Here is a 25,093-nt window from a genome sequence, read left to right as displayed (position 1 = left end):
ACCCAGCGCGGTTAATTACCCAGCGCGGCTAGCGCTCGACGTCGAGGGCCCGCGCGAGCACGGTGAGCGCTTCGGCGACCTCGCGTTTGCTCACCGCGGCGTGCTCCACTGAGGACGAACCGTGGAACGTGCCGGGGAACAGGTGCAGTTCGGTGGTGACGCCGGAGGCCAGAAGTGCTTGGGCGTAGGCGATTCCTTCGTCGCGAAGCGGGTCGAACTCCATCACCGAGACATACGCGGGCGGCAGGTCGCTCAGGTCCACCGCCCTGGCAGGTGCCGCGTAGACGGGAACGTCCGCGCTGCCGCGGACGCCCTCGCCGAGGTAGGAATCCCAGCTGATTTCCGCCCGCGGCCGGTTCCACTGCGGGGTGTCGACGAACGCCCGCATGCTCGGCGTCTCCAGCCTGTCGTCCACTTCCGGCACCCCGAGGTACTGGAACATGATCGCCGGGCCGCCCCGGTCGCGGGCCAGCAGCGCGAGCGCCGCGCACAGCCCGCCGCCGGCGCTGATGCCGTGGATCGCGATCCGAGCGGGATCGACGCCGAGTTCGGCCGCGTTCTTGGCCAGCCACGTGAGTGCCGCGTAGCAGTCTTCGAGCCCTCCCGGGTACGGCGCTTCCGGGGCGAGCCGGTAGTCGACCGACACCACGACGACCCCGAGTTCACGGGCGAACCGGAGGTTGCTCGTGTGGTCGATCTCCAGGTTGCCGATGATGAATCCGCCGCCGTGGACGTTGAGGATCGCGGCGGGGGCGGCGATCCGGTCCGGCGTGTAGATCCGCACTCGTACGTCCGGGGCGCCATCGGGGCCGGGCACCAGTTCCTCGCGGATGGTGATGCCCGTCGTGTCGACCTCGCCTTGCCGCTCCGCGAACACCGTTTCCAGGAATTCGCGGGCGGCAGGCAGGTCGTCCAGGTCCACTGTGGGCAACAGCGAGACCGCCGGGGCGATCTCCGGGTCGAACGCGTAGCTCATCGGTCGCACTCCTGTCGTGGCATCGGGATCTGCCACCGATTGTGCTCAGCCCGGCCGAGGCGCCGCATCCGCCACGCGTCGCGGAACCGTACCCGTTCACCCACCAAGCGTGCGGGTTCAGCCCGCGTGGGGAACGGCCGTGGCCCTCGCCGGCACGGGCTCCACCACACCGAGGTCCTCGGTGGGGATCTTGTGCGTTTCGCGCGCGGTGAGCGCGGCCGTCGCACTGAGCAGGCAGACCGCCGCGGTGAAGATGGCGACGCCGAGCCAGTCGTCCTTCCCGGAACCGATCGCGGCCACCACGCTCGGGGCGAATCCGGCGATCGCGAAGCCGATCTGGGTGCCGATCGCCATCCCGGAGAGACGGACCTTGGCGCTGAACATCTCGCCGTAGAACGACGGCCACACCCCGTTGACCGCGCTGTAGGCCACGCCGAACATCACGATGCCGAAGGTGAAGATCAGCGCGTACGAGCCGTCCGAAATGGACCACAGGTAGGGGAAGATCAGCACGGCGCAGGCGAGACAGCCCGCGATGAACACCGGCTTGCGGCCGATCCGGTCGGAAAGCCCGGCCAGGAGCGGGATCGCGAGCAGTGCGGCGATGTTGGCGAGGATGCCGACCCAGAGCATCGGACCGCGCTCCAGGCCGACCGTGTTGACCGCGTAGCTCAGCGCGTAGACGGTGAAGATCGTGCTGACGGAGGCGATCGTGGCGGCGGCGATGACGCGGAGCACGTCCCTCCAGTGCGTGCGGAACAGCACCGCGACCGGCAGTTTGGCCACCTCTCCGCGGTTCTGTTCGAACACCGGGGTCTCGTCGAGCTTGCGGCGGATCACGAACCCGACGACCACGACGACGGCGCTGCACCAGAACGGGATCCGCCAGCCCCAGGTGAGCAGCTGCTCCTGGGGAAGCGCGGCGATCGGCAAGAAGACGGCGGTGGCCAGGATCTGGCCGGCCTGAGTGCCGCTGAGGGTGAAACTCGTGTAGTAGCCGCGGCGGTGCCCGGGCGCGTGTTCCATCGACATCGAGTTGGCGCCCGCTTGCTCACCGGCGGCCGAAAGTCCTTGCAGCAGACGGAGAACCACCAGCAGGATCGGCGCCATCACGCCGATGGAGGCGTAGGACGGCAGGCAGCCGACGAGGAACGTCGTCGCGCCCATCAGCAGCAGGGTGAAGACCAGGACCTTCTTGCGGCCGAGCCGGTCGCCGACGTGCCCGAGGACGAACGCGCCGACCGGGCGCGCGAGGTAGCCGACGCCGAAGGTCGCGAGCGCGAGCAGGGTTCCGGTGGCGGGGGAGGAGGCCGGGAAGAAGACCTTGTTGAACACCAGCGCGGCGGCTGTTCCGTAGATGAAGAAGTCGTAGTACTCGAGCGCGCTGCCGATCCAGGCGGCCAGTGCGGCTTTGCGGGGCGTGCCTTGCGTGACAGGGGAGGGAGGGGCCACGTCGGTGCTCCTGAAAGTCCGTGCTCCGTTGCTCAGACACAGCATGAAGCAATGTACGATCTAGTTAGTTAATACAGATTGCGAGACGGTGCCCCGGTTGTCAAGAGCCGGAGTTTCAGGCCGTCAGGTACTCGATCACCAAGTCGCCCAGCATCAGGCGGTAGTGCGCGCGGCGCTTCGGGTCGAGCATGTCGCGGCCGAAGATCGCGGAGAAGGTGTGCCGGTTCGCGAGGCGGAACACGCAGAACGAGCTGATCACCATGTGCAGGTCGAGCGCGTCGACGTCGTCACGGAACCGGCCGGCCTCGCGGCCGCGGTCCAGGATGCGGGTGAGCACGTCGAGTGCGGGGTTCGCCATCCCGGACAGTGCCTCGGAACGGGCGATGTGCTCGCCGTGGTGGATGTTCTCGATGCTCACGAGCCGGATGAAGTCCGGGTTCGCCTCGTGGTGGTCGAAGGTGAGCTCGGCCAGCTGCCGGATCGCGTCCTCAGGCTCGAGGTGTTCGACGTCGAGGTCCTGTTCGAGGGCACGGATGGCGATGTACGCCCGTTCGAGCACGGCGACGTAAAGCTGTTCCTTGCCGCCGAAGTAGTAGTAGATCATCCGCTTGGTGGTGCTGGTGCGAGCGGCGATCTCGTCCACCCTGGCGCCGGCGTAGCCCTTGTCGGCGAACTCTCTGGTGGCCACCGCGAGGATCTCGGCGCGCGTGCGTTCTTTGTCGCGCTGACGCTCGACCTCGGATGATGGTGCGGCCACCGGACTCCCTTCGAACCGCTGGTGGAAGGCCCCACTCTAACGCAGGCCTTCTCGCATCGGCCCGTTCGCGCTACAGTGAACTCACTAGTTCGTACATTAATCCTGGTTTGTCTCAACGGAGGGTCCTTGGTGACCAGCTACCTCATCGGCCTGGTCGGCGCCGGTATCGGGCCGTCGCTGAGCCCGGCACTGCACGAACGGGAAGCCGACGAACTCGGTCTGCGCTATCTCTACCGGCGGCTCGACCTCGACGCGCTGAGCCTGCCGATCGGCGAAGTGTTCGCCGCCGCGCGGACCGCGGGCTTCGACGGGCTCAACATCACGCACCCCGTCAAACAGCGGGTTCTCCCGTATCTGGACGAGATCGTGCCCGACGCCGCGGCGCTGGGCGCGGTGAACACGGTGGTGTTCCGCGAAGGCAAGGCGACGGGCCACAACACCGACGCGACCGGTTTCGCCCGCAACCTGACCCAGGGACTGCCGGACGCGGACATGGACACCGTCGTCCTGCTGGGAGCGGGCGGTGCGGGCGCGGCCGTCGCTCACGCCCTGCTTTCGCTCGGGACCGGGACGCTGATCGTCCACGACGTCGATGAGGTCCGCGCGGGGGTCCTGGTCGCCGGCCTGCGGCGACGGTTCGGCGACGACCGCGCTCGCCCGGGTTCTCTGGAGGACATCCGGACCGCCGACGGGCTCGTGCACGCCACCCCGACCGGCATGGCCGCGTACCCGGGATCGCCTGTGTCCGCGGACTTGCTGCGCTCCGGTATGTGGGTGGCCGACATCGTGTACCGGCCACTGGAGACCGCGCTGCTGAAGCAGGCGCGCGAGCGTGGGTGCCGGACGTTGCACGGCGGCGGGATGGTGGTCTTGCAGGCCGCCGACTCCTTCCGCCTGTTCACCGGCGCCGAGCCGGACGCCGACCGGATGCTCCGGCATTTCGAGGCTCTGGAAGGGAAACCAGCCCATGCCCGCTGACCGGGTCAAGACCGCCATCGCGACCGTCTGCCTGTCCGGAACGCTGGAGGACAAACTCGCCGCCACCGCCGCGGCCGGGTTCGACGGCGTCGAGATCTTCGAGAACGACCTGATCGCCTCCCGCCGGTCGCCGTCCGAGATCAGGCGGCTTTGCGCTGATCTCGGTCTCTCGATCGACCTCTACCAGCCGTTCCGCGATTTCGAGGCGGTCCCACCGGACGTGCTCCGGAAGAACCTTCGCCGCGCGGAACGGAAATTCGACCTCATGGCAGAACTGGGGGCCGACACGGTCTTGGTCTGCTCGTCCGTGTCGCCCGACGCGGTCGATGACGACGACCTCGCCGCCGAGCAGCTTCGTCTTCTGGCCGACTCGGCGGGGGAGCGGGGAATCCGCGTCGCCTACGAAGCACTGGCGTGGGGCCGGTTCGTGAACAGCTATGAGCACGCGTGGCATATCGTCCGGCGCGCCGATCATCCCGCGCTGGGTGTCTGTCTCGACAGCTTCCACATCCTGTCCCGGCGCAGCGATCCGAAAGCGATCCGGACGATCCCCGGCGAGAAGATCTTCTTCCTGCAACTCGCCGACGCGCCGTTGCTGGACATGGACGTGCTGCACTGGAGCAGGCATCACCGGCTCTTCCCGGGACAGGGTGCGTTCGACCTGACGGAGTTCACCGGGCATGTGCTGGCCGCGGGGTATCAGGGGCCGCTGTCGCTGGAGGTGTTCAACGACGTCTTCCGGCAGTCGGACCCCCGGCCCGCGGCGATCGACGCGATGCGCTCTCTGCTCGCCTTGCGGGAATCCCTTGGCGCGCTTGATGTTCCGGCGCCACCACGGCTCGACGGCCACGCCTTCGCGGAACTCGCCGTGCCGGCGGACTCGGAGACCGGAAAGGTCCTCGCCACCCTCGGCTTCACGCGCGCCGGAACTCACCGCACGAAGCCGGTCGAACTGTGGCAGCAAGGCTCGGCGCGGGTGCTGGTCAACGAAACCGGAGAGGGCGGCGCGATCAGCGCACTCGGCCTGACCAGCGCCGACCCCGCCGTCTCGGCTCGCCGCGCGGAAACCTTGCTCGCCCCTGTCCTGCCCCGGCAACACGGCCCGGACGAGGCCGACCTGTCCGCCGTCGCCGCGCCGGACGGGACCGAGATCTTCTTCTGTGGCAACGACGAATGGCTCCGCGACTTCGTGCCTTCCGGAGATTCCGGTGCTGGAACGGGGATCACCGGAATCGACCACATCGCCCTGACACAGCCCTTCGATCACTTCGACGAAGCGACCTTGTTCTATCGTTCGGTGCTGGGGCTCCGGCCCGACCCGGTCTCGGAATTCGCGGCGCCGTTCGGCCTGGTGCGCAGTCGTGAGGTGGCCGACTCCGATGTCCGGCTCACCCTGGACAGTGCCTTGGTGAGGCGAGGGGAGTGGGCGCCTGGAGTTCCTTCGCCGCAGCACATCGCTTTCGCTTGTGACGACGCGATTTCCGTTTCTTCCGCGATGCGGGAGTCCGGAGCTCCTTTGCTGGACATTCCCGGCAACTACTATGATGATCTCGATGCCCGGTTCGACCTGCCGGCCGAACTCTTGGCGGCACTGCGGGAGAACTCCGTGTTGTACGACCGTGACGACGAGGGCGAGTTCCTGCACTTCTGCACTGAGCTCGTCGGGTCTCGGGTGTTTTTCGAGGTGGTGCAACGGGTTGGTGGATATCGGGGGTATGGCGTCGTTAACACTCCTGTGTACATGAGCGCGCATCGGGAACGTCGCCTTAGCGGGGCTTGAACGCAAGTAGTCGACTACTTGCGTAAGGCGCGGCAGGCGAGTCCACACGTTGCCGAATTCCGGCAACGAGGGCGCCGGTCGCCGAAGTCGGGCAGTGCGTGTTGGTCGGTCTTAGTGGTGAATGAGTCAGAAACCGAGGGGTAGTCCGGCATAGTTCTCCGCCAGCCCGGCCCGCCCCGCCGCGCTGTGGGCGAGCCACCGCAGCTGCGAAAGCTGCAACTGCTGGTCGAACGGATCCCCGGACTGGTGCAGCATCGTCGTCATCCACCACGAGAAGTGCGTACACCGCCAAACGCGGCGCAGGGCCGTGTCCGAGTACGCGTCCGCGAGCGCGGAATCCTTGTCGCGCACCAAAGCCGCCAGCGCGTGGGCGAGGAGGGCGACGTCGGCGACGGCGAGGTTGAGGCCCTTCGCGCCGGTGGGCGGCACGATGTGCGCGGCGTCGCCGGCGAGGAAGAGGCGGCCGTGGCGCATCGGCTGCTGGACGAAGCTGCGCATGGGCAGCACGCTCTTGTCGGTGATCGGGCCGGGTGTGAGTGTCCAGCCGTTCTGGCCGTGGCCGAGCCTCGCGGCGAGGGCGTCCCAGATCCGGTCGTCGGACCACGTGCCGATGTCGGTGCCGTTGGGCACCTGCAGGTAGAGGCGGCTGACGGTGGCCGAGCGCATCGAGTGCATGGCGAAACCGTCGGGATGCCAGGCGTAGATGAGTTCGTCGGTGGAGGGGGCGACGTCGGCGAGGACGCCTAGCCATGAGTAAGGGTAGGTGCGTTCCCAGGTCTGCTTCGCGGCGTCGGGGATCGCGGTGCGGCAGGGGCCGAAGGAGCCGTCGCAGCCGACGACGACGTCGGCGTCCAGTCGTTCCTTAACGCCATCGGGGCCGGTGAAGGTGACGTAGGGCCGCTCGGTCTCCAGATCGTGGACGGCGGTGTCGCTGACTTCGTACCGGATCTCCTGCCCGGCCGCCGCCCGCGCCTTGCCGAGGTCCTTGGTCACCTCGGTCTGGCCGTACACTGTCACGCTGCGCCCGACCAGATCCATGAAGTCGAGGTGGTGCCGTTCTTCCGGCCACTGCAGGTAGATGCCGCGGTGTTCGTCGCCCTCCCGGTCGAGCCGGTCGGCGAGCCCGATCTCGCGCAGGAGATCCACTGTGGACTGTTCGAGGATGCCGGCCCTGATCCGCGCTTCGACGTACTCGCGCGTGCGGGTTTCGACGATCACCGATTCGACACCCGCCAGATCGAGCAGATGCGACAGGAGCAGGCCGGCGGGGCCGGCGCCGACGATGGCGACTGGGGTGCGCATGGGAGGAGTCTGGCCGGGTGGCCGCTGAACTCCTAGCGTTCGCTTCCACTCAGTGAAACTCGAAGGCTCCGGCCGATCCCGGCCGCCGCCACCTGGAGTGCGGAGATCAGCCGCGCGCGGCCACGGCTCAGATCCGGTACGACCAGGCCGAGCGCCGCGACGACGTCGCCCGCCGCGGACGGCCGGATCGGCACGGCGACCGAGCAGGCGCCCGGACTCATCTCCTCAACGGTCTGCGCGTGACCCTCCCGGCGGATGCGCCGCATCTGCTCGCGCAGCCGGCCCGGCTGCGTGATCGTGTACGGCGTGACGCGGGTGAGGGTGGCGAGCACCTGGCGCTGGACGTCTTCCGGCGCCCAGGCCAGCAGTACTTTCCCGACCCCGGTGGCGTGCAGCGGCAATCGCCCGCCGATCCGGCTGACCACCGGCACGGACGCGTTCCCGGAGAGTCTGTCGAGGTAGAGCACCTGGGTGCCGTCCCGTTCGGCGAGGTGCACGGTGGCGCCTGTCGCGCCGTAGAGATCCTGCAGGAAGGGCGCCGCGACCTGCCGTAGTTCGAACTGGACGGGCGCGAGCAGTCCGAGGTCCCACAGCCGCCTGCCGACGGTGTAGTGATCGTCGCGCCGCTCCAGCGCGCCGAGGCCCACGAGTTCACGGGCGATCCGGTGGGCCGTGGGCAGCGGCAGTCCGGCGCGGGCCGCGAGGTCGGTCAGCGACAACGCCCGATGCTCGACGTCGAAGGCGCCGAGCAGGGCGAACGCCCGCGACGTGACGCTCGCTCCCGGCGTGGAGAGGTTTCCGGACACCCGGCCATTCTCTCACTGAGTGGAAGATTCAGGGCATCAGTGCGAGCCCGGCCCACAGACCGGCGACGGCCAGCACGATCGACGCCGGCACGGTGAGCAGCCCGAGCCGGGTGAACTCGCCGAGATCGGGCCGCGCGTCGTGCCGGTGCAGGATCCTGCGCCACAACAGGGTGGCCAGCGAGCCGACGTAGGTGAGGTTCGGGCCGAGGTTGACGCCGATCAGCACGGCCAGCACCACCGGCGTCCCGCCCGCGGCGGCGAGCGGCAGCAGCACGAGCACCGCGGGCAGGTTGTTGATCAGGTTGGCCAGCACCGCCGCCACCGCGGCGGCCGCGAGCAGCGCGGGGAACGTGCTCGACGTGGGGACGAGGTGGCTGAGCGCTCCCGCCAGCCCGTTGTCGACGACGGCGCGGACCACGATCGCCAGTGCGAGCACGAACGCGAGGAACGGGATGTTCGCCGACCGGACGATCGCGACGGGCGAGGTCCGCCGCTGCGCGAGGGTGCGGCAGGCGAGGACGGCGGCTCCGGCGAACGCGGCCCACGCGGGACTGAGGTCCAGCAGCGAGGTGACCACGAACCCCACCAGTGTCAGGCCGAGGACGACCAGGACGAACGCCGGGACCTTCCGGCCAGGGACGGCCTTTCCGCCGCGGGGCTCGGCCGCGAGGTCGGCGGCGAAGAACCGGCGGAAGACCAGGTACTCGGTGGCCACCGCGGCCAGCCAGGGCAAGGTCATCAAGGCGGTGAACCGGAGGAACGAGATCCCGGTCGCGGCGACCGCGAGCAGGTTGGTCAGATTGGACACCGGCAGCAGCAGCGAAGCGGAATTCGCCAGGTGCGTACAGGCGTAGGCATGCGGTTTGGCCCTCGCGCCCATCCTCGCGGCGGTCGCGAACACGACCGGGGTCAGCAGGACCACGGTGGCGTCGAGGCTGAGCACCACGGTGACCGCCGCGGCCACGACGAACACCGCGGGCAGCAGCCGTTTCGGCCGGCCGCGACCGAACCGGGCCATGAGTGTCCCGGCCGCCTGGAACAGCCCTTCGTCGTCGCACAACTTGGCCAGCACGAGCACCGCGGCGAGGAAGCCGACGACGGGGGCCAGCCGGGTCACTTCGTCGACGGCGTCGGCGAAGGGGATCACGCTGGCCAAGAGCACGATCCCGGCGGCGGGGACGGCGGCGACGGCCTCCGGCAGACCGCGAGGCCGCATCACCGCGAACGCCAGTACGACCAGCAACAGTGCGATGGAGACCATTTCGCCCGACAAACCGGTCAGGGAGCACCGCCGCTGCGTGAAGCCATACCCCGCAATCTAGCCTGGGTAGGCTGGGCCTGGTGAGCGAGACGAACTGGGCGGGAAATCAGACCTTCTCCGCGGAACGGGTCGTCCGTCCACAGACGGTCGGCGAGATCCAGGAAGCCGTTGTCGCGGCGCCGGCGGTCAAGGCGTTGGGCAGCAGGCATTGCTTCAACGACATCGCCGATTGTCCCGGGGGAGTGCTGCTCGACCCCTCCGCGCTCGACACGGCAGCCGAACTCGACGCCGAGGCCTCGACGATCACGGTCCCGGCGGCGGCCCGCTACGGCGACATCGCCGAGCAGGTGCACGCCGCGGGGTTCGCGCTCGCCAACCTGGCGTCGTTGCCCCACTGCACGGTGGCCGGCACCGTCGCGACGGCGACACATGGCTCCGGACGGCGCAACCAGAGTCTCGCGTCGGCCGTCTCCGCCGTGGAGCTGGTCACCGCCGACGGCGAGCTGAGGACCTACTCGCGAGGCGACGACGTGTTCCCGGGCATCGTGGTCGGCCTCGGCGCACTGGGAGTGGTGACCCGGCTGACCCTCGACCTGGTGCCGTCCTTCGACATCCGGCAGGACGTTTTCGACGGATTGCCCTGGGAATCGGCTTATGCGCACTTCGAGGAGATCCACGACGCGGGCTACAGCGTCAGCATGTTCACGAACTGGGCCCGCGACGAGATCGACCAGGTCTGGGTGAAGAGCGTGGCCGGTCAGCCGGGGCCGGACTTCTACGGCGCGAAAGCCGCGGACGGCCCGCGTCATCCGGCCCACGCGGCGGGGATCCCGGCGGACAACACCACGCGGCAGCTCGGGGTGCCGGGGCCGTGGCACGAGCGGATCCCGCATTTCCGCCTGGATTTCACCCCCAGCGTCGGCAACGAGTTGCAGACCGAGTACTTCGTCCCCGTCCGGCACGCGGCCGCGGCGATGGAAGCGTTGCGCGGTCTCGGTCACCGGCTGGCCCCGGTCCTGCTCACATCCGAGATCCGTACGGTCGCGGCGGACGAGCTGTGGCTCAGCCCGTTCCAGGGCGGCGACCGGGTCGCGCTGCACTTCACCTGGCAGCCGGAGCAGGACACGGTCCGCGCGCTGCTGCCGGCCGTGGAGGAACGCCTGGCCCCCTACGGTGTCCGGCCGCATTGGGGAAAGCTCTTCCACCAGGCCGCGGACTACCCGCGTCTGGCGGATTTCCGGGCGCTGGCCACCGAACTGGACCCGGACGGCAAGTTCCGGAGCCCGTTCGTCCGGCGGCACGTCTTCGGCGAGCGCTGAAGCTCTCAGTCCGATTGCGACCAAGCGGCCACGGGCAGTGAGAGATAGACGCCGACGTCGTCGATCCCCGTCGCGGACTCGATGCTCGTGCGCAGCAGATCCACCCGGTCCTGACGGTTGTCCGCCCGGCTGGGGAACCACTTGGACCGGACTTCGATCAAGAGGTCCAGGCCGAAGCGGTCGTACGGGCCCGGCTGCCGGAACCGTAGTTCCACGTCGCCCGGCTGCAGATCGCCGTCGTAGGGCTCCTCGGGGCATTCGACCGCGACGGACACGAGGTGCGGCAGTACTGATCCCAGTTCGCGCAGCTTGGCTTCCGGGAGATGAGGCGCGTAAGTGATTTCGACGAGTGGCACAGCACAAGACTAGGACAGCCGAGCTGATATCCTCCGAAGCACTGGCGACAGTTGCTTGCTCGTACGGGCGGATCCCCGGTAGCGCACTGGGCGTAGGACGGAAAACAGAGTCCCGCGCCACGAAAAGCCTTCCAGATCCGCCTGTTTTCTTCCAGGAGCGGCCATGTCCTTGCCTCTTGCCCGTCGTATGGACGGCGTCACCGGTTCTCCCGTGCGCGACCTGCTCGCGCTCACCGCCCGCCCGGGCGTGATCTCCTTCGCCGGCGGTATGCCCGCGCCCGAACTGTTCGATGTGGACGGTATCCGGGCCGCGTTCGGGCGCGCGCTCGACGGAGCGTCGGCGCCCCGGACGCTGCAGTACTCGCCCACGGAGGGAAACCCGCGGCTGCGCGACCTGCTCGCCGCGCGGCTCACCGGCCGCGGGCTCCCGACCACTGTGGACGACCTGCTGGTGACCACCGGTTCGCAGCAGGGACTGCAGTTGCTGAGCACCGCGCTGCTCGACCCCGGCGCCGTCGTGCTGGTCGAAGAGCCGGTGTACCTCTCGGCCCTGCAGTGCTTCCAGCTCGCCGAGGCGCGGATCGTGCCCGTTCCCGGCGACGACGAGGGAATCGATCCGGCGGCGTTGGACGAGATCGCGGCGCGGGAGCGGCCTTCGCTGCTTTACCTCGTCCCGACCTTCTCCAACCCGTCCGGCCGCACGACCAGCGCCGGACGGCGGCTCGAACTCGCGGAAGTGATCGCCCGTCACGGTTTCTGGCTCGTCGAGGACGACCCGTACCACGAACTCCGGTACCGCGGCGAGCGTGAAGAACCGCTCTCGGCCCGCCCGGAACTCGCCGACCGCTCGATCTACCTCGGCAGCTTTTCGAAGGTGATCGCGCCGGGGATGCGGCTGGGCTGGCTCCGCGCGCCCCAGGAACTCCTGCGCCGCGTCGCGATCCTCAAGCAGGCGAGCGATCTGCACACCTCGACCATCGACCAGGCCGCCGCGGCCGAGTACCTGGCGTCCGCGGATCTCGACGCGCACGTGCGGAAACTGTGCGCGACCTACAGCGTCCGGCGCGACGCCATGCTGGCCGAACTGCCCGCGATCACCCTGCCCGGCACCACCTGGACGGACCCCGACGGCGGCATGTTCGTGTGGGTCACCCTGCCCGCCGGGGCCGACACCGACCGTCTCCTGCCCGAAGCCTTGCGCCACGACGTGGCCTTCGTGCCGGGGTCGGCGTTCCAGGTGGGGGAGCCGGACCGGTCGGCTCTGCGGCTGTCGTTCGCCACGCACGCGCCGGAGACGATCGCCGAGGGACTGCGGAGGCTGGCGAAGGCGCTGCCGTGACTCCCGTCAGCGTTTGGGCCAGTACCAGGAAGGGCGGTCCAGCGTTCCCTGTCCACTGAGGATGGTCTGCCCGAACTCCTTGACCAGCGCGAGTGTTCCGACGTCGAGACCGAGTTCGTCGCCGGCCGCCTCCAGCGCGCGGACCAGCGGCTGGGCATGGGAGACGACGATCAGCTGCGTCGACTCGGCGGCCTTCGCGATCAGTTCGGCGAGCGCGGGCAACAGGTCCGGGTGCAGGCTCGTCTCGGGTTCGTTGAGCACCAGGAGTTCCGGCGGGCGCGGGGTGAGCAGCGCGGCGACCCACAGCAGGTAGCGCAGGGTGCCGTCGGAGAGTTCGGCCGCGTCGAGCGGGCGGAGCAGGCCGTGCTGGCGGAACCGGATGCCGAACCGGCCGTCGACGTTGGCGACGTCCAGGCTGGAACCCGGGAACGCGTGGTCGATCGCCTCGTCGAGAGCCGCGTCGTTCCCGGTCTCGCGGATGGTCTGGAGTGCCGCGGCGAGATCCGCGCCGTCGTGGCCGAGCACCGGGGTGCGGGTGCCGATCCGGGGTGTCCGGGCAGGCGCGCCGGAATCGGTGCGGAACTGGTCGTAGAACCGCCAGGAGCGGATGCGTTCGCGCACGAGCAGCAGTTCGGGCGCGCGGCGCGGATCGGCGAACTCGCTGAGCATGCTGTCGGTGTGCCGGATCGGGTCGACATCCTCGGACCAGGCACCGGTCTGTTCCCGGGTGCGCACGCTCGGCCCGGCGCGGTCGGCGAGCAGCTTCGCCTGTTTGAGGACGGGACCCGTCCAGACGCTTTCCCTTTTGAATTCGGGATCCAGCCCGAACGACGTACGCAGGTCGGGGACCGGGAGGCCGAGATCGAGCGCGTAACCGAACTCGTCGCCGGAGAAGCCGAGCCGCAGGCCGACCGGCTTCGACCGGACTGTGCCCTGCACCCGCGTCCGGCCTTCCCGCACGGCGCGCCCGATGGTCTCCGGACCCGCCCACAACGTCGAGGGCAGACCACCCTCGCGGGCGAGCGCGGCGACGGCGCCGTTGCGGGAGGCGTCGGCGAGCAGGCGCAAAGACCGGTACAGGCTCGACTTTCCGCTGCCGTTCGCCCCGGTGACCAGGGTCAGCCGCGACAGCGGCAGCACGAGGTCACGCAGGGATCGGTAGTTCTCGACGGCGAGCGTGGTCAACATCCGGCCATGCTAAACACGGGGTACGACAGATCCGTCGGTTCGGGTGTCAGTCGCTCTGCGGGTCCCAGGTCAGCAGGCGGACCTTGCTCACGGTCTGGACGTGCCTGCGCATCGCGTTCGCCGCGGCCTTCGGGTCACCGGCGCGGATGGCGTCGGCGATCTTGTGGTGCTGGGTCAGCGATCGCGACGGCCGTCCGGGCTGGCGAAGCGACTCATTGCGGCTCTCGGCGATCTGCGCGTCGATCGAACGCATGAACTCGGCGAGAAGACTGTTGCTGGCGGCCGCGGTGATGGCTTCGTGGAACCGGCGGTCGCCTTCGGCACCGTAACCGCCTTCCTCGACCTCGGCGGTCATGTGCTCGAGCGCGGCGTCGATGGCGGCGAGGTCGGCTTTGGAACGCCGCAGTGCGGCCAGTTCCGCGAGCTTGGTCTCCAGCGCTTCGCGGGCTTCGAGGACTTCGGGGAGGCGGCTGCGGCGAGCCACGAGTTCGTCGACCGGTTCGACGTCGAGGTGGTCGTTGAGCAGGTAGGTGCCGCCGCCGTGCCGGGATTCGAGCAGCCCTTGGACTTCGAGGACCACGATCGCCTGCTTGATCGACGCGCGGCTGACCCCGAGCCGTTCGGCGAGGTCGCGTTCGCTCGGGAGTTTGTCGCCCGCGTGCAGGCCGGATTCCTCGACGTGTGCCTTGATCCGCTCGACGACCTGCTCGTAGAGCTTCGCCCGGTTCAATCGGCTCAACGCCTCCGGCACTGGCCCGCCCCCTCGCTCGTCCTGCTGTTCAGTGCCCTGTCCGGTGGACAAGTGGCTCAGCCAATTTACCACTATGGGTTGACAGGTGGTCGCCGTCACAGGGAAAGTGGCTCAGCCACTAGTCCACTGAGCCACTGTCCACTGAGCCACTGATTCACGGAGCCATTGCTTCACCTGGCCGCTTGCCAGGGCTCCGCCGTCAAGGAGGACGGTTCATGTCCGCCCAGCTGATCTCGATCCTCGTCCTCGTGGTGATCTTCACGCTCGCCACGACCCGCTCGATCAACATGGGGGCGCTCGCGTTCGCGGGCGCGTTCCTCGTCGGCACCCTCGCCGGTGGCCTGGACACCGACGGCATCTTCGCCGGCTTCCCCGGCGACATCTTCGTGGTGCTGGTCGGGGTCACCTATCTGTTCGCCATCGCCAGGGCCAACGGCACCACCGATTGGCTGGTGGCCGCCGCGGTCCGGCTGGTGGGCGGCCGCATCGCGCTCATCCCGTGGGTGATGTTCGTGGTCACCGGCGCGCTGACCGCGATCGGCGCGGTGAGCCCGGCGGCCTGCGCGATCGTCGCGCCGATCGCCCTGGGTTTCGCGGCCCGGTACAAGATCAGCCCGCTGCTGATGGGCGCGATGGTCGTCCACGGCGCGCAGGGCGGCGGATTCTCACCGATCAGCGTGTACGGCTCGATCGTCAACGGGATCGTCGACCGCAACCACATCGCCGGCAACCCGCTCGTGCTGTTCCTCGCGAGCCTCTTCATGAACCTCGCCATCGCGGCGGTCCTCTTCGTCGTCCTCGGCGGGACCAAACTGCGTCGCAGGCAACTCGTGACGGTCGGTGCCGGCGGGAGCGCGGAGGAGACCGACGACGAACCCTTGCCGCACGAACAGCGCATTCCCTTGGACGGCCCCAAGATCGTCACACTCACCGGCCTCGTCGCGCTCGTCGTCGGCACGCTGGTGTTCGACCTCGACCCGGGCCTGACCGCGATCACCGTGGCCGTGTTGCTGAGCGTCGTGTGGCCCAAGACCAGCCGGTCCGCCGTCAGCGAGATCACCTGGCCGACCGTGCTGCTGATCTGCGGTGTGCTGACGTATGTGGCCGTGCTGAAGGAAATCGGCACGATCGACTACGTGGGTAACGCGGTCACCATGGTCGGGATCCCGTTGCTCGCCGCGTTGCTGCTGTGCTACATCGGCGGCATCGTCTCCGCCTTCGCGTCTTCGGTCGGGCTGATGGGCGCGCTCATCCCGCTCGCCGTGCCGTTCCTGGCGCAGGGCACGATCGGGCCGGTCGGGATGATCGCCGCCCTCGCGGTCTCGGCGACGATGGTCGACGTCAGCCCGTTCTCCACCAACGGCGCGCTCGTCCTCGCCAACGCCAAGGACATCGACCGGGACAAGTTCTTCAAACAGCTTCTGGTGTACGGGGCGCTCGTGGTGGCCATCGTGCCGCTGCTCGCCTGGCTCGTGTTCGTCGTGCCCAACTGGGGCTGAGGAGGAGATCCATGACACCGCGTCTGCTGCCCGGGCTGGTGACCGGGAACGACCGAGTCGCTCTGCGCTTCGGTACCGACGTCCTGACCCACGGCGAACTCGCGTCCGTCGCGGGTTCGCTCGCCGCCGGGCTCGCGGGCCGGACCCGGGTGGCGGTGTGGGCCACGCCGACGATCCAGACCTGCGTCGCCGTGGTCGCCGCGCTCACCGCGGGGGTCCCGGTGGTGCCGGTCAACCCGAAGGCGGGCTCGCGTGAACTCGAGCACATCGTCGCGGACAGCGCACCCGACCTGGTGCTGGCGGCCCCGGACGCCGTGCTGCCCGGCGAACTCGGTGCCCTGCCCCGGATCGCGGTCGAACTCGGCGTCACCGGAACACCGTGGCCCGGTGAGGAACCGGACCCGGAGACCCCGGCGTTCGTCGTCTACACCTCCGGGACGACGGGGCCGCCGAAGGGCGTGGTGCTCCCGCGCCGGGCGGTGGCGTCCAATCTCGACGCGCTCGCGGAAATGTGGGAGTGGACCGGCGCCGACGTGCTCGTGCACGCACTGCCGCTGTTCCATGTGCACGGGCTGATCCTCGGTGTGGTCGGGCCGTTGCGGCGGGGTGGCTCGCTGCATCACCTCGGCCGGTTCGCCAGTGAGGTCGCCGCCGCCGAACTCGCCGGGCCGGGCACGATGCTGTTCGGCGTCCCGACGATGTACCACCGTCTCGCGGCCGACTGCGAGGCCGATCCGGCACTGGCCGCCGGGATCGGCTCGGCACGGCTGCTGGTCTCGGGTTCGGCCGCGCTGCCCGCGACCGATCACGAGCGGATCGCCACCACGACCGGCCAGCGGGTGGTCGAGCGCTACGGCATGACCGAGACGTTGATGAACTGCGGAGTCAGGGTTTCCGGTGATCGCCGGCCGGGCTCGGTCGGGTTGCCGCTGCCCGGCGTCGAACTCCGCTTGGTCGACGACGCCGGTGTCCCGTTCGAGGCTGCCGACAGCGAGACGGTGGGGGAGATCGAGGTCCGCGGGCCGAACCTGTTCCTCGGATACCTGAACCGGCCGGACGCCACGGACGCCGCGCTGCACGACGGCTGGTTCCGCACCGGGGACATGGCGGTGCGCGATCCGGACGGCTACGTACGCATCGTGGGCCGTCGCGCCACCGACCTGATCAAGAGCGGCGGCTACAAGATCGGCGCGGGCGAGATCGAAAACGCGCTCCTGGAGCACCCGGGGGTGGCGGAAGCCGCCGTCACCGGCGAACCGGACGAAGACCTCGGCGAGCGGATCGTCGCGTGGGTCGTCCCCGCCGAAACCACCCCGACGGCGGACGAACTCGCCGATCACGTCGCCAAACTGCTCTCGCCGCACAAGCGGCCGAGGGTGGTCCGCTACCTGGACGCCTTGCCGCGCAACGAGATGGGCAAGGTCCTCAAGCGGGCACTCGATGGCTGACGGTGCCAGGGCGACCATCGCGGCGCTGGCGTCCGGGTTCGTCGAGTTCACTGTGGACGGACTTTCGTCCGAAAAGGATGGACCGCTGGGCTGGGACGGTTACGACGCTTCCCGCGCCCGTGCCACGGAACGCACGGGTACCGACGAGTCGGTGGTCTGCGGGCGAGGGAAGGTCGGCGGCCACGAGGTCGTGGTGATCTGCTTCGAGTTCGGATTCCTCGGCGGCTCGGTCGGGACCGGGACCGGCGCGCGCATCGAAGAGGCACTCGACCGGGCGGGCTCGCTCGGCCTGCCCGTGGTGTCGCTGCTGTCGACCGGTGGCACGCGGATGCAGGAAGGTGTACCCGCGGTGCGTCAGCTGCAGCGTATCGCGCGCGGTCTGGTTCTGCTGCGGGAGAAGGGACTGCCGCATATCACCGTCGTGCGCCACCCGACGACCGGTGGCGTGTGGGCGTCCCTCGGCGCCGATGCCGACGTCGTGCTCGGGATTCCGGGCGCACAGGTCGGTTTCGCCGGCCGCCGGGTGCGGCCCGAGCGGTTCGCCGACGATCCCGCCTACGCGGCCGAGAGTCAGTTCGCGGCCGGGCATCTCGACGAACTGGTACCCGAGGACGCGCTCGCCGAGCGGCTGGAGACCTGGCTCGGCTTCCTGACCGGTGGCGCCCGAAACCGTCCCGCGGACGTGCCAAGAGCGCTCGGAGCCCTCGAACCCGCGCCCGACGGCTGGTCCGCGGTGCTGCGCGCGAGGTCGGCACACCGGCCGCGCGCTGCCGCCTACCTCGACGACTACTTCGACGCCCGTGCCAGTATCCGAGGCGACCGGAGCGGCGGCACCGACGACGGTGTCCTTTGTGGAATCGGCAGGCGGGGCGGGCGGTCGATCGCGTTCGCGGCTCAGGCGGGTACGGCGACCACACCCGCCGGATTCCGGACGGCGACCCGGCTGGTCCGGCTCGCCGACCGGCTGGGCCTGCCGGTGCTGACGCTGGTCGACACCCCGGGCGCGGCGGCCGGCCCGGACGCGGAAACGGCCGGGACCGGGCACGCGATCGCCGAACTGTTCGCCGCGATCGCGGCGGCGAGCGTGCCGATCACCACCCTGGTGATCGGTGAAGGAGGTTCGGGCGGCGCGCTCGCCTTCTGCTCTCCGGACCGGATCTGGCTGACGCCCGACGCCTATTTCTCCGTGATAGCACCGGAACTGGCGGCCGGGATCCTCAAACGGCCATCCGGCGACGTACCGGCCTTGGCCGGTGAACTGAAGCTGCGTCCGGCGGATCTGCTCGTCCTCGGCGTGATCGACGGCATCGCGAGTGCCGGACCGGCTCGCTCCTGAGAAGAAGGGGAATTCGCATGCTCAAACGGTTGACCGTCGCGGCCATCGTCCTCGTCACCGGACTCATCGGACTACCAGTCCAGGCCGAGGTAGCTGCCCGGTACGTCGCCATGGGCAGTTCCTTCGCCGCGGGACCGGGAATCCCGCCCCTGCGGCCCGGCACCCCGGCGGCGTGCGGGCGGTCGGTGAACAACTACGCGAGCCTGGTGGCCGAGGAGCGTGGACTCGCCCTCACCGACGTCACCTGCAGCGGCGCCACCACCGCGAACATCCTCACCGCCGGACAGGCCGGGCAGCCGCCGCAGATCGAGGCCGTCACTTCGGACACCCGGCTCGTCACGGTCACCATCGGCGGCAACGACGTCAACTACGTCGGCAGCCTTTTCGCCTACGCGTGCCAGAACACCGGCGGGACGAACTGCGGCCAGGTCGACCAGGCCGCCATCCGCACCGCGCTCACGACGGTGCACGAGAAGATCGGCGCCGTGCTCGCCGCGGTCCATCAGCGTGCCCCGCGGGCCCGGGTGCTGGTCGTCGACTACTTGACGATCGTGCCGCGCACCGCGGCGGCCTGCGACGGCGTGCCGCTCACCCCGGCGCAACTGACGTTCGAACGCGAGGTCGCGGAGAAGCTCGCGGCGGCGACCCGGCGGGCGGCCCGCGCCGAGCGGGCCACCCTGATCCCGGCCGCCGCCAAGAGCGCGACCCACGACTCTTGTGCCGCGACGCCCTGGATGGAGCGGTACGTGACCGCGTCAGGGCGCGTTCCCTACCACCCGAACGAGGCGGGAATGGCGGCCGTCGCGAAGCTCATCGGCGGGGTCTCTTCGTAAGCGGGGATGGCGATTCGGGCTGGAGTCTCAGCCGCTCGACGATGCGGGAAGTGGGGATACATCGAGCTCGAGCCGAGGTGGACCACCGTTCCCGACCTTGATCAACGGAGGATTTGGGACGTTGAGTGATGCTGTTGGCGAATTCGTGGCCGGGGCGGGTGTGCGTCGATGGATGTCACCCGTGATTGGACGGCGAACTCGCGTGATCAGACGGCGAACACGCGTGATTGGTCGGCGAACTCACGCGTGTCCTCCCTCAGATCACGCGGAACGGCCGTCCCCGAGGACTGCGCTGTCCGCGACCGTCCGGTCAACGGCGGTCCAGGTGCGTGGCGTCTACCCGGACAAGCTCGCCCGCCTGCCCGATTCCGGTGCCTGAGCCCGGAAGGTCCGGCGATAGGTGTCCGGCGGCACGCCGACCGTGCTGTTGAAGTGACGGCGCAGGGTCGCGGCGGTCCCCATGCCGGTGGCCTCCGCGATGGCGTCGATGCCGTCGTCGGTGCGCTCCAGCAGTTCCTGCGCGCGGCGGATCCGCTGGGTCAGCAGCCAGCGCAGCGGCGTGGTGCCGGTCGCCGTCCGGAAGTGCCGGGCCAGGTTGCGCGAACTCATGCCGGCTTGGCGGGCGAGGTCTTCCACGGTCAGCGGCCGGTCCAGCCGCTCGGTGATCCACGGCAGCAGCCCGCCGAGCGGGTGGTCGTCCTGCGCGGGGACCGGGGCGGTGACGAACTGGGACTGGCCGCCCGCGCGGTGCGGCGGGACGACGAGGCGGCGGGCGACGGTGTTCGCGACCGCGGACCCGTGGTCGGAGCGGACCAGGTGCAGGCACAGGTCCATCGCGGCGGCCTTGCCCGCCGAGGTGAGCACGCTGCCGTTGTCGACGTAGAGCACGTCCGGGTCGACCTCCACCAGGGGATGGCGCGCGGCCAGCAGGTCGGTGTGCGCCCAGTGCGTGGTCGCGCGGCGGCCGTCCAGCAGGCCGGCGGCGGCCAGCACGAACGCGCCGGTGCACAGGGACGCCACCCGCGCGCCCGCCTCGTGGGCGGCGCGCACGGCCTCGACCAGGTCGGGGGGCGGATCCGCGTCGAGGTCGGCCCAGCCGGGGACGATCACCGTGTCCGCGCGGGCGAGGTGGTCGAGGCCGCGCTCCGGTTCCAGCCGGAACATCCCGACCTGCACGGCGCCCGAGCCGCAGACGGCTAGGTCGTACCAGGAGCCGGCGAGGTGGGACAGGTCCGAACCGAAGACCTCGTAGGCGATGGCCAGCTCGAAATGCAGCATCCCGTCCGTGGCGGCCAGGGCGACAGTGGTCATGTCCGAAAGTGTACGCATGATGGCGTTCCAGACACTGTCGGCGCGGCGATTTCGCCGGAAGACTGGTCCTCAGTGGATCAGTCGAAGGTGGGAGAACCAATGGAAACGGGCTACAAGGTCGCGGTGTTCGGGGCTTACGGGCACACCGGGCGGTTCGTGGTCGCGGAGTTGAGCGAGCGCGGATTCGGCGTGGTGGCTTCGGGTCGCGACGAGGCCAAACTGCTTGACCTGGCAGCGGATCGGCCCGGTCTCGACGTGCGCCAGGCCTCGGTCGACGACCCGGCCTCGCTCGACCGTGCGCTGGAGGGCGCGGACGCGGTGATCAACGCCGCCGGTCCCTTCGCCGACACCGCAGCGCCGGTGATCGAGGCGGCGCTGCGGGCAGGCCTCCCGTATCTGGACGTGGCGGCGGAGCTCGAGGCCAACATCGACACGTTCGAAGCCTTCGCGGAGCGTGCGGCGGGCGCGACGGTGATCCCCGCGATGGCGTTCTTCGGCGCTCTCGGCGATCTGCTGGCCACCGCCGCGATGGGCGAGTGGACGTCGGCCGACGAAGCGCACATCGCCTACGCGCTGAGCAGCTGGTACCCGACGGCCGGGACCCGCGCCGCGAGCAAGGTTTCGAGGGAGCGGCGGAACGGGCAGCGGATCCGGTTCAGCGGTGGACGGCTGGAGCACGTCAAGGGTGATCTGCCGACCTCGGAGTGGACGTTCCCTTCACCGGTCGGAGCTCGGAAGGTGTTCGGCGAGTTCACGATGGCCGACGTCATCACCATCCCGAGCCATCTCGCCATCCCCGAGGTGGTCACCTACATGACGGTCGAGGCGGCGAAGGAAGTCGTGACGGAGACGTCGGCGCCGGCCGCCGTGGACGAGAGCGGACGGTCCGCGCAGACGTTCCTGGTCGACGTCGTCGTGCGTTCCGGTGGCGAGGAACGGCGACTCGTCGCTCGTGGGCAGGACATCTACGCGGTGACGGCGCCGCTGGTGGTGGAAGCGGTCCACAGGGTGCTCACCGGGCGGACCAAGGCGACCGGCGTCGTTTCGGCGGGGGAGATCTTCGACGCGGCGGACTTCCTCGCGGCGCTCGCTCCGCACATCACCGTGGAGTCCTGAAGGGCGCCACAACGCTCACGAGGCCGGGGTGCGGCAGGCGAGTGGGAGCGCCGTCGGGCCGGTGCTCGAAGTGCCACCATTCGTTGTCGTAGGTGCGATACAGGCCGAAGCGGGAACCGTGGTCCTCCAGCCACTGCGCACCTTCGCGCGGCCGGATGTCCAGTGCGATCCCGCGGACGTGCACCGAATCCCGCACCGGCAGCACCCGCCTCCGCGCGGCCCGTTCCGACCCGGTCCTGGCCACCTCGGTCAGGAAGAGCCGGTGCTGCTCGGCGGCGTCACGATGGCCTGACGTGACGCCGATCAGCGTGTGGTGCCGCCAGAACGCCTCTGTCCGCGCGGCGGTGAACGCGGTCAGCGTGGCTTCGGTGAGCCCGGTGAGTCTCTCGGCCGGGAACCGCAGCGACAACGCCCAGCCGCAGGCGATCCGGCGGGCGTGGCCGGGGGAGCGCAGCCACGCCGGGATCAGCAGCAGCACCGCGAGGATTCGGGTGATCGCCGCGAAGACGCGGTCCCGTCGTTCGTTCATAGGCTCCACAGTGAGCGGCGCGTGTGCGGCGACGATCTCGGCGAAGTGCGCGGACGACGACGGAAATGTCACCGTTTCGCACGGATCGCGCTGTGACAGAACGAAGACATGACGCGGACACTCCGCGGAAGCCCGCCGGGCACACTGACGAATCATGGACGAGCGGATTCCGTCCGGCGCTGCGATAGTCGTCGGCATGCCCCGGGTGCTGCTGATCGAAGACGACCAGGCCGTGCGCGACGGCCTGAGCATGGCGCTGGGCGGCCGCGGGCACGCGGTCGACGCGGTGGCCACCGGTGAGGAAGGGCTGGCGCGGCTCGCGTCGCGGCAGCCGGACGTCGTCGTCCTGGACCTGATGCTGCCCGGTCTCGACGGTTTCGAGGTCTGCCGCCGGATCCGGGCCGCGGGCGACCTGCCGATCATCATGCTCACCGCGCGCAACGACGACATCGACGTGGTGGCCGGGCTCGCCGCCGGGGCGGACGACTACGTGGTCAAGCCGGCCAGGGCGCGAGTGCTGGAGGCGCGGATCCTCGCGGTGCTGCGCCGCAGCGGGCACGCGTCCCGTCCCGCGCCCGCGCAACCCGGGATCGAACAGCACGGTGACGTCGCCATCGACCGGTCCGGGCTGGTGGTGACCAAGGGCGGCGAACCGATCGGGCTCGCGCCGACCGAACTGCGGCTGCTGCTGGAGCTGTCTCAGGTGCCCGGCCGCGTGCTCAGCCGCCAGTACCTGCTGGAAAATGTCTGGGAGCACGGCTATTTCGGCGATTCCCGGGTCGTCGATGCCTGTGTGCAGCGGCTTCGGGCGAAAATCGAGGACGACTCCTCGGCGCCGGTGTACGTGCAGACGGTCCGCGGCTTCGGCTACCGCTTCGGGCCACTGTGAAGTTCGGGGGACTCCGGACCCGGTTGCTGCTGGCGTTCAGCCTGCTCGTCGTGGTCACCGCCGTGATGGTCGCCGGGGGCACTTATGTGCTGTCCCGCACCGTGATCCTCCAGCAGTCCCAGGACGCCACCGCGCGCCTCCTGGTCGACAAGGTCAGCGCGCTGTACCCGCTCGGCCCGCTGCCGCCGAGCGACGGGACACTGGACCGGATCAACGGTGAACTGAGCGCCCGCGACCTCGGCGCCCTCGTCCTGTACGAGGGCAAGGCGACCGGGAACATGCAGCTGGAATCGGTGCTCAGCACCGAACTCCGCGACGCGGTCCGGGCCGGAGAGGTCGCCTGGCAACGCGTTCTCGTCGGCGACGCCCCGATCTTGGTGGTGGGCACCAGACTCGACGTCGTTCTCCCCGGCGGGCGAGCGCAGGCTTCGGGCATCGAGACCTACATCTCCCGCAGCATGCTGCCCGAGCAGGAAAGCATCGGCGAACTGGCCACTCGTGCCTGGCTGATCGGCGGCGTCGCCCTGCTCTTCGCCGTCGCCTTGGCGTTGCTGGCCGCGAGGGGCGTGCTGCGGCCGGTGCGGGAGCTGGGTGACGCCGCGCGCTGGCTGGGGAAGGGCTATCTGCGGACGCGGATCAGTGTCCGCGGTTCGGACGAACTCGCCGGGGTGGCGACCACGTTCAACGAGACGGCCGAGGCGCTGGAGCGGCATGTCGGTGAGCTGAAACGGATGGAGGCGGACGCGAGACGGTTCGTCGCCGACGTCTCCCACGAACTGCGCACCCCGCTCGCCGCGATGACCGCGTTCGCCGACGTGCTGGAGCAGGAGGCGCCGAAGCTGTCCGGCGACGCGGCCCTCGCGGCGCGGATGACCATCGAGGAGACGCACAACCTGACCGGTCTGGTGAACGACCTCATCGAGGTGTCCCGGTTCGACGCCGGGGCCGCCGCACTGGCGACGGAGGAGGTCGACGTCGCCGAGGTGGTGACGGCGAGCCTGCGGATCCGGGGCTGGACGGGCGAAGTCGAGGGCGAACTGCCCGACGGCGTGTTCGCCCGGCTCGACCCGCGCCGGGTGGACGTCATCGTCGCGAACCTGGTCGGGAACGCGTTGCGGAATGGTGCGAAGCCGGTTTCGCTCCGGCTCGCCGAAGCAGGGGAGTGGCTCGTCTTGGAGGTCGCGGATCGCGGTCCCGGGCTGTCGTCCGAAGCGCTCCCCCAGGTGTTCGACCGGTTCTACAAGGCCGACACGGCCCGGGCGCGGTCCGGCGGCAGCGGGCTCGGCCTGGCGATCGCGTGGGAGAACGCGCGCCTGCACGACGGCACGCTGGTCGCGGCGAACGGTCCGGAAGGGGGCGCGGTGTTCACGCTTCGCCTTCCCCGCGGGGTGGTGACGGCATGAGGCGGTCTTGGCTCGCCGTCCCGCTGGTCGCGCTGGCCGTCGCGGGCTGTGGTGTGCGGCCCAGCGTGGTGATCACGGGCGCGCCCGCGCCGTCGGGCCCGGCGAACGGCGCGGTGCTGTACTTCCTCACGGACGGTCTGCCGGTCCGGGTGCTGCGGCCGCTGGCGGAGGAGGCGACGATGGACAGGACGATCGCGCTGCTCGGCGCCGGACCGGACGAGACCGAGCGGGAACTGCGCTACACCACCGAAGTCCCGCCCGGCGTCACCTTCGTCGATCAGGAAGGCGAGGCGGGCAGGCTGACGCTGACCCTCTCGGTGAACGTCTCCACGCTTTCGCCCCGGGCTGTCGACCAGATCGTCTGCACGGTCCGGGACACCCTCATCCTCGGCCCGCGGATCACCTTGCGGGGCGGCGGAAGTGAACGCGCCCCGCAGACCTGTCCCTTGCCGGGCTAGACGAGT

23 protein-coding genes are annotated in these 25,093 nt (G+C 69.8%); 12 read left to right on the top strand and 11 right to left on the bottom strand.

Annotated elements, in window-relative coordinates:
• Positions 1-28: 28 nt before the first annotated feature.
• The 3 genes from ACLJRL_RS16790 to ACLJRL_RS16780 all read right to left on the bottom strand — a co-directional run bounded on the left by ACLJRL_RS16790 (position 29) and on the right by ACLJRL_RS16780 (position 3,185).
• Positions 29-976 carry an alpha/beta hydrolase gene (locus ACLJRL_RS16790; protein WP_410657106.1) on the bottom strand — a complete coding sequence of 316 codons (948 nt, stop codon included), beginning with the start codon at positions 974-976 and terminating at the stop codon, positions 29-31.
• A gap of 117 nt (positions 977-1,093) precedes the next feature.
• The gene (locus ACLJRL_RS16785) at positions 1,094-2,428 is read right to left on the bottom strand and encodes an MFS transporter (RefSeq protein WP_410657105.1); all 1,335 of its coding nucleotides are present in this window, start codon (positions 2,426-2,428) and stop codon (positions 1,094-1,096) included.
• Positions 2,429-2,543: 115 nt separating this feature from the next.
• Complete coding sequence (locus ACLJRL_RS16780) at positions 2,544-3,185, bottom strand: TetR/AcrR family transcriptional regulator (protein WP_410657104.1); 642 nt, start codon at positions 3,183-3,185, stop codon at positions 2,544-2,546.
• A 129-nt stretch (positions 3,186-3,314) separates the two neighbouring features.
• Here ACLJRL_RS16780 and ACLJRL_RS16775 point away from each other — a divergent pair, with 129 nt between their 5' ends.
• The gene (locus ACLJRL_RS16775; protein WP_410657103.1) at positions 3,315-4,163 is read left to right on the top strand and encodes a shikimate dehydrogenase; all 849 of its coding nucleotides are present in this window, start codon (positions 3,315-3,317) and stop codon (positions 4,161-4,163) included.
• Positions 4,153-5,943 (top strand): bifunctional sugar phosphate isomerase/epimerase/4-hydroxyphenylpyruvate dioxygenase family protein, encoded by a 1,791-nt coding sequence (locus ACLJRL_RS16770; RefSeq protein ID WP_410657102.1) that lies wholly within the window; start codon positions 4,153-4,155, stop codon positions 5,941-5,943. Before ACLJRL_RS16775 ends, ACLJRL_RS16770 begins: the two co-directional genes overlap by 11 nt.
• 126 nt (positions 5,944-6,069) lie before the next feature.
• On the opposite strand, the gene ACLJRL_RS16765 is transcribed toward ACLJRL_RS16770, so the two are convergent.
• From ACLJRL_RS16765 to ACLJRL_RS16755, 3 genes are read right to left on the bottom strand one after another with little or no spacing between them, the layout of a single operon-like run.
• Positions 6,070-7,245: a 4-hydroxybenzoate 3-monooxygenase gene (locus ACLJRL_RS16765; protein WP_410657101.1), complete on the bottom strand. Its 1,176-nt coding sequence runs from the start codon at positions 7,243-7,245 to the stop codon at positions 6,070-6,072.
• Positions 7,246-7,277: 32 nt separating this feature from the next.
• On the bottom strand, positions 7,278-8,051 hold the full coding sequence (locus ACLJRL_RS16760) for an IclR family transcriptional regulator (protein WP_410657100.1): 774 nt from the start codon (positions 8,049-8,051) through the stop codon (positions 7,278-7,280).
• Positions 8,052-8,079: 28 nt separating this feature from the next.
• Positions 8,080-9,312 carry an SLC13 family permease gene (locus ACLJRL_RS16755; protein WP_410657099.1) on the bottom strand — a complete coding sequence of 411 codons (1,233 nt, stop codon included), beginning with the start codon at positions 9,310-9,312 and terminating at the stop codon, positions 8,080-8,082.
• Positions 9,313-9,392: 80 nt separating this feature from the next.
• Between ACLJRL_RS16755 and ACLJRL_RS16750 the strand changes: the two genes are divergently transcribed.
• Positions 9,393-10,631: an FAD-binding protein gene (locus ACLJRL_RS16750; RefSeq protein ID WP_410657098.1), complete on the top strand. Its 1,239-nt coding sequence runs from the start codon at positions 9,393-9,395 to the stop codon at positions 10,629-10,631.
• Between the two features lie 5 nt (positions 10,632-10,636).
• On the opposite strand, the gene ACLJRL_RS16745 is transcribed toward ACLJRL_RS16750, so the two are convergent.
• On the bottom strand, positions 10,637-10,987 hold the full coding sequence (locus ACLJRL_RS16745) for a hypothetical protein (RefSeq protein ID WP_410657097.1): 351 nt from the start codon (positions 10,985-10,987) through the stop codon (positions 10,637-10,639).
• A gap of 163 nt (positions 10,988-11,150) precedes the next feature.
• Between ACLJRL_RS16745 and ACLJRL_RS16740 the strand changes: the two genes are divergently transcribed.
• Positions 11,151-12,326, top strand: a complete 1,176-nt coding sequence (locus ACLJRL_RS16740) for a PLP-dependent aminotransferase family protein (protein ID WP_410657096.1) — start codon at positions 11,151-11,153, stop codon at positions 12,324-12,326.
• 6 nt (positions 12,327-12,332) lie between these two features.
• On the opposite strand, the gene ACLJRL_RS16735 is transcribed toward ACLJRL_RS16740, so the two are convergent.
• Positions 12,333-13,514: an AAA family ATPase gene (locus tag ACLJRL_RS16735; RefSeq protein ID WP_410657095.1), complete on the bottom strand. Its 1,182-nt coding sequence runs from the start codon at positions 13,512-13,514 to the stop codon at positions 12,333-12,335.
• Between the two features lie 46 nt (positions 13,515-13,560).
• The gene (locus ACLJRL_RS16730; RefSeq protein ID WP_410657437.1) at positions 13,561-14,265 is read right to left on the bottom strand and encodes a FadR/GntR family transcriptional regulator; all 705 of its coding nucleotides are present in this window, start codon (positions 14,263-14,265) and stop codon (positions 13,561-13,563) included.
• A 215-nt stretch (positions 14,266-14,480) separates the two neighbouring features.
• On the opposite strand from ACLJRL_RS16730, the gene ACLJRL_RS16725 reads away from it, so the two are divergent.
• Genes ACLJRL_RS16725 through ACLJRL_RS16710 form a run of 4 tightly spaced genes read left to right on the top strand, consistent with a single transcriptional unit; the run spans position 14,481 to position 19,381 of the window.
• The gene (locus ACLJRL_RS16725; protein ID WP_410657094.1) at positions 14,481-15,764 is read left to right on the top strand and encodes an SLC13 family permease; all 1,284 of its coding nucleotides are present in this window, start codon (positions 14,481-14,483) and stop codon (positions 15,762-15,764) included.
• An 11-nt stretch (positions 15,765-15,775) separates the two neighbouring features.
• The gene (locus tag ACLJRL_RS16720; protein ID WP_410657093.1) at positions 15,776-17,212 is read left to right on the top strand and encodes an acyl-CoA synthetase; all 1,437 of its coding nucleotides are present in this window, start codon (positions 15,776-15,778) and stop codon (positions 17,210-17,212) included.
• The gene (locus ACLJRL_RS16715; protein WP_410657092.1) at positions 17,205-18,548 is read left to right on the top strand and encodes a carboxyl transferase domain-containing protein; all 1,344 of its coding nucleotides are present in this window, start codon (positions 17,205-17,207) and stop codon (positions 18,546-18,548) included. The genes ACLJRL_RS16720 and ACLJRL_RS16715 overlap by 8 nt, the downstream gene beginning before the upstream one ends.
• Positions 18,549-18,565: 17 nt before the next feature.
• A complete protein-coding gene (locus tag ACLJRL_RS16710; RefSeq protein ID WP_410657091.1) occupies positions 18,566-19,381 on the top strand; it encodes an SGNH/GDSL hydrolase family protein in 816 nt (271 codons plus the stop codon).
• Between the two features lie 336 nt (positions 19,382-19,717).
• Here ACLJRL_RS16710 and ACLJRL_RS16705 read toward each other — a convergent pair whose 3' ends face one another.
• Positions 19,718-20,692 (bottom strand): helix-turn-helix domain-containing protein, encoded by a 975-nt coding sequence (locus ACLJRL_RS16705; RefSeq protein WP_410657090.1) that lies wholly within the window; start codon positions 20,690-20,692, stop codon positions 19,718-19,720.
• 99 nt (positions 20,693-20,791) lie between these two features.
• Between ACLJRL_RS16705 and ACLJRL_RS16700 the strand changes: the two genes are divergently transcribed.
• The gene (locus ACLJRL_RS16700) at positions 20,792-21,808 is read left to right on the top strand and encodes a saccharopine dehydrogenase family protein (protein ID WP_410657089.1); all 1,017 of its coding nucleotides are present in this window, start codon (positions 20,792-20,794) and stop codon (positions 21,806-21,808) included.
• Here ACLJRL_RS16700 and ACLJRL_RS16695 read toward each other — a convergent pair.
• Positions 21,792-22,337 (bottom strand): M15 family metallopeptidase, encoded by a 546-nt coding sequence (locus ACLJRL_RS16695; RefSeq protein WP_410657088.1) that lies wholly within the window; start codon positions 22,335-22,337, stop codon positions 21,792-21,794. The two genes, ACLJRL_RS16700 and ACLJRL_RS16695, sit on opposite strands and share 17 nt — an antisense overlap.
• Before the next feature lie 154 nt (positions 22,338-22,491).
• On the opposite strand from ACLJRL_RS16695, the gene ACLJRL_RS16690 reads away from it, so the two are divergent.
• From ACLJRL_RS16690 to ACLJRL_RS16680, 3 genes are read left to right on the top strand one after another with little or no spacing between them, the layout of a single operon-like run.
• Positions 22,492-23,226, top strand: coding sequence for a response regulator (locus ACLJRL_RS16690; protein ID WP_410657087.1), 735 nt, complete (start codon positions 22,492-22,494; stop codon positions 23,224-23,226).
• Positions 23,223-24,629, top strand: a complete 1,407-nt coding sequence (locus tag ACLJRL_RS16685; RefSeq protein WP_410657086.1) for an ATP-binding protein — start codon at positions 23,223-23,225, stop codon at positions 24,627-24,629. Before ACLJRL_RS16690 ends, ACLJRL_RS16685 begins: the two co-directional genes overlap by 4 nt.
• Entirely contained in the window at positions 24,626-25,087 is a 462-nt protein-coding gene (locus tag ACLJRL_RS16680; RefSeq protein WP_410657085.1) for a hypothetical protein, read from the top strand. The genes ACLJRL_RS16685 and ACLJRL_RS16680 overlap by 4 nt, the downstream gene beginning before the upstream one ends.
• Positions 25,088-25,093 lie beyond the last annotated feature (6 nt).

Origin of the sequence: Amycolatopsis sp. lyj-112 (assembly GCF_046549055.1) — a bacterium.
In the GTDB taxonomy this organism is placed as follows: domain Bacteria; phylum Actinomycetota; class Actinomycetes; order Mycobacteriales; family Pseudonocardiaceae; genus Amycolatopsis.
The sequence above is the reverse complement of the archived record's forward strand: the minus strand, read 5'-3'. Positions and strand labels throughout refer to the sequence as shown.

Coding starts and splice junctions, on each gene's coding strand:
- ACLJRL_RS16790 (WP_410657106.1), bottom strand. CDS start 976: ATGAGCTACGCGTTCGACCCGGAGATCGCCCCGGCGGTCTCGCTGTTG.
- ACLJRL_RS16770 (WP_410657102.1), top strand. CDS start 4,153: ATGCCCGCTGACCGGGTCAAGACCGCCATCGCGACCGTCTGCCTGTCC.
- ACLJRL_RS16765 (WP_410657101.1), bottom strand. CDS start 7,245: ATGCGCACCCCAGTCGCCATCGTCGGCGCCGGCCCCGCCGGCCTGCTC.
- ACLJRL_RS16755 (WP_410657099.1), bottom strand. CDS start 9,312: ATGGTCTCCATCGCACTGTTGCTGGTCGTACTGGCGTTCGCGGTGATG.
- ACLJRL_RS16740 (WP_410657096.1), top strand. CDS start 11,151: ATGTCCTTGCCTCTTGCCCGTCGTATGGACGGCGTCACCGGTTCTCCC.
- ACLJRL_RS16735 (WP_410657095.1), bottom strand. CDS start 13,514: ATGTTGACCACGCTCGCCGTCGAGAACTACCGATCCCTGCGTGACCTC.
- ACLJRL_RS16725 (WP_410657094.1), top strand. CDS start 14,481: ATGTCCGCCCAGCTGATCTCGATCCTCGTCCTCGTGGTGATCTTCACG.
- ACLJRL_RS16720 (WP_410657093.1), top strand. CDS start 15,776: ATGACACCGCGTCTGCTGCCCGGGCTGGTGACCGGGAACGACCGAGTC.
- ACLJRL_RS16715 (WP_410657092.1), top strand. CDS start 17,205: ATGGCTGACGGTGCCAGGGCGACCATCGCGGCGCTGGCGTCCGGGTTC.
- ACLJRL_RS16710 (WP_410657091.1), top strand. CDS start 18,566: ATGCTCAAACGGTTGACCGTCGCGGCCATCGTCCTCGTCACCGGACTC.
- ACLJRL_RS16705 (WP_410657090.1), bottom strand. CDS start 20,692: ATGACCACTGTCGCCCTGGCCGCCACGGACGGGATGCTGCATTTCGAG.
- ACLJRL_RS16700 (WP_410657089.1), top strand. CDS start 20,792: ATGGAAACGGGCTACAAGGTCGCGGTGTTCGGGGCTTACGGGCACACC.
- ACLJRL_RS16695 (WP_410657088.1), bottom strand. CDS start 22,337: ATGAACGAACGACGGGACCGCGTCTTCGCGGCGATCACCCGAATCCTC.
- ACLJRL_RS16690 (WP_410657087.1), top strand. CDS start 22,492: ATGGACGAGCGGATTCCGTCCGGCGCTGCGATAGTCGTCGGCATGCCC.
- ACLJRL_RS16680 (WP_410657085.1), top strand. CDS start 24,626: ATGAGGCGGTCTTGGCTCGCCGTCCCGCTGGTCGCGCTGGCCGTCGCG.